Source organism: uncultured Thiohalocapsa sp. (assembly GCF_913062725.1).
Classification (GTDB): Bacteria; Pseudomonadota; Gammaproteobacteria; order Chromatiales; family Chromatiaceae; genus Thiohalocapsa.
On the sequence record NZ_CAJXWY010000125.1, the window covers coordinates 1 to 2,923 of the forward strand.

The following is a 2,923-nucleotide window of genomic DNA, read 5'->3' on the forward strand; positions in this document are numbered from 1 at the left end:
GGGGCCAGCATCAACACCATGACCCTGGGCGGCATGGCCATCGCCGTCGGCGCCCTGGTGGACGACGCTATCATCGATGTCGAGAACATCGCCCGGCGGCTGCGCGAGAACGCCGCGCTGCCCGCGGGCGCGCGCCGTCCAACCCTCGCCGTGGTCTACGCCGCCACCCACGAGATCCAGTCCACCATCCTCTTCGCGACCCTGATCATCATTCTGGTGTTCCTGCCGCTGTTGTTTCTCAGCGGCGTGGAGGGCCGGCTGCTGGCCCCGCTGGGGCTCGCCTACGTGGTGGCGCTGGTAGCTTCCCTGCTGGTGGCGATCACCATCACGCCGGTGCTCTCCTACTACCTGTTGCCGCGCTCGCAAGCCATCCGCGGCGGCCGTGAGGCGGCCTTGGTACGCTGGCTCAAGGCGGGCTACGGGCCGCTGCTGGATGCGACGCTGCGGCGCTGGCGCCTGCTCGCCGGCACGTCCTTTCTGCTGCTGGCCCTGGCGCTGCTGGCGCTGAGCCAGGCCGGCCAGACCTTCCTGCCACCGTTCAACGAGGGCAGCCTCACCATCATGGCCAGTACCCCACCGGGGACGTCGCTGGCGCAGTCCGACGCCCTCGCTTCGCGGCTGGAAGCGGCCCTGCTGGAACAGCCCGAGGTCATCGGTACGGCCCGGCGCACCGGCCGCTCGGAGCTGGCCGAGCATACCCAGGAGGTCAACAGCACCGAGATCGAGGTGAATCTGGATTTGAGCGGACAAGGCGGCGGCACCCGCGACATGGACAGGCTGCTCGCCGAACTGCGCGAGCGTTTGCAAAAGGTGCCTGGCCTGTCCATCACCATCGGCCAGCCCATCAGTCATCGGGTGGACCACATGCTCTCCGGCACCCGCGCCGCAGTGGCCGTGAAACTGTTCGGCGACGATCTGTACGAGCTGCGCCGTCTCGCCCGCCGGGTGGAGGCGGCCATGCGCGACGTGCCCGGCGTGGTCGACCTGTTCGTCGAGCAGCAGGCCGACATTCCCTTCGTGCACATCGACCTGGAGCGCGCCGCCCTGGCCCGCCACGGGCTGCGCGTCGGCGAGGTCTCCCGTGCCATTGAGGCCGCCTTCTACGGCAGCCGCGTCTCCAGCGTGCTGGAGGGCCAGCGCAGCTTTGATCTGGTGATGCGCTACCCGGACGAGGCCCGCGCGGACCCCCAAGCGATCCGCGAGACCCTGATCACCACCCCCGCCGGCGCCCGGCTGCCGCTGCACGCGCTGGCCGACATCCGCCGCGACCGCGGCCCCAACACCATCAGCCGCGAGGACGTGCAGCGCAAGATCGTGGTCTCCGCTAACGTGGCCACGGCCGGCGCCGGTACGGACCTGCGCTCGGTGGTGACCAACATCCAGCAAGCCGTCGCCGAGCAGGTGGCATTGCCGCTCGGCCAGTCGCATGGCAATTGGCGCATCGCCTAAGGCGGCCAATTCGAGAGCGCCGCCCAGGCGCGCCAGACCCTGCTGATTCTCGGTGCCGGCGTCGTGACGGGCATCTTCCTCTTGCTCACCGTCGCTTTCCGCTGCGCCGGGGATGCGGCGCTGGTGATGCTCAACCTGCCGCTGGCGATGGTGGGCGGCATCTTTGGTGTCTACGCCGCCGGCGGCGTGGTCTCCGTGGCCTCCATCGTCGGCTTCATTGCGCTCTTTGGCATCGCCACCCGCAATGGCGTGATGCTGGTGACCCACATCCGCCACCTGGTGGACGACGAGCACATGGCCGACTGTCATGCTGCGGTGCACCGTGGTGCCATGGAGCGCCTGGCGCCGATCCTGATGACCGCCCTGTCCGCCGGACTTGCCCTTGTGCCCCTGGCCCTGGCAGGCGGTCAGCCCGGCAGCGAGCTGCAAACTCCAATGGCCATCGTCATGCTGTGGGGGCTGTTGTCGTCCACAGCGTTGAACATGCTGGTGGTGCCGGCGCTCTACCTGCGCTTCGGTGCGGCGGGTCGGCAGGGCGGCAACTCAAGGCCGGTAAAAGACGCACCTCCTGCAGCTGATGTCTAGCGGCAGCGCCCGGCCCAAAGCAGGCTCCAGGTGTAGGTTCAACGCCTCGGATCAGCCCCGCGCGCCTTCGGCGCGCCTGCTGGATTTGCCTTGCCAGGCTTATGATTGAATACGCCCGCCCGCCGCTAAAATGTCTCTGAAAGCCCTGACGAGCTTCGCCTATGATCGGCAGGAGCTGATCCTCTGCAACGTATCGCACTCTGATCCCGCAGCGCTCTGCTTCTTCTTTCAGGTTATCAGCCAGATAGGAGTCCGGAATGATGAGCTCCTTTGGGTATTCGTTTTTTTGGGCATATCCGTTACTTAGCATCCGCTCAGAGTCCAGCCTGGATATCTCTTTTGCCTCTACCGACACAAAGCCTGAGTCAAGAATATAACAGCTTGCCGCATCCATCAATGCGTAAACATTGAACTCCCCATCAAGATCCGTCAGAACCGGAGCATCGTTTAATTTGAATATAATCCATACTTCATTTACCCTGAACTGATTCGATTGCAACACCTATTTCACCTCGCTCTTTTGGCAATCAACAAGCGATCACGTTATTCCCTGACAACTTCGCCGACCCCGTCTACGACCCAACAGTCACTGACCGCGCCGTCATCACCGGGGGCTAGAAGACGGACATCCAGCGCCCACGAGAATCCTGAGAGACCATGCGCATGTCAAGTCACGGCTGGTTATAGGGCCACTTACGGAACAGCTCAGAACCTTCGCGGTACCATTGTTTGAATGTTTCGATCCTGAATCCGTGAGTTAAATGAATGAGTAATGGCGAAAACTGCTGCCAAAACAGGGCGATCGTGGTAAGATAGGCATCTTTACCACATCACCCATTCGGTGGCCCCATGCGGCAATTTGTCATTGAGCAATCCGCGGCTGATCTGA

The 2,923-nt window shown here is 63.8% G+C and carries 1 pseudogene; it reads left to right on the plus strand.

The annotated features are described in order from the left end of the window. Positions 1-9 precede the first annotated feature (9 nt). Positions 10-2,034 (plus strand): annotated as a pseudogene (locus tag QZ588_RS17945) (efflux RND transporter permease subunit). The last annotated feature ends 889 nt before the right edge of the window (positions 2,035-2,923 follow it).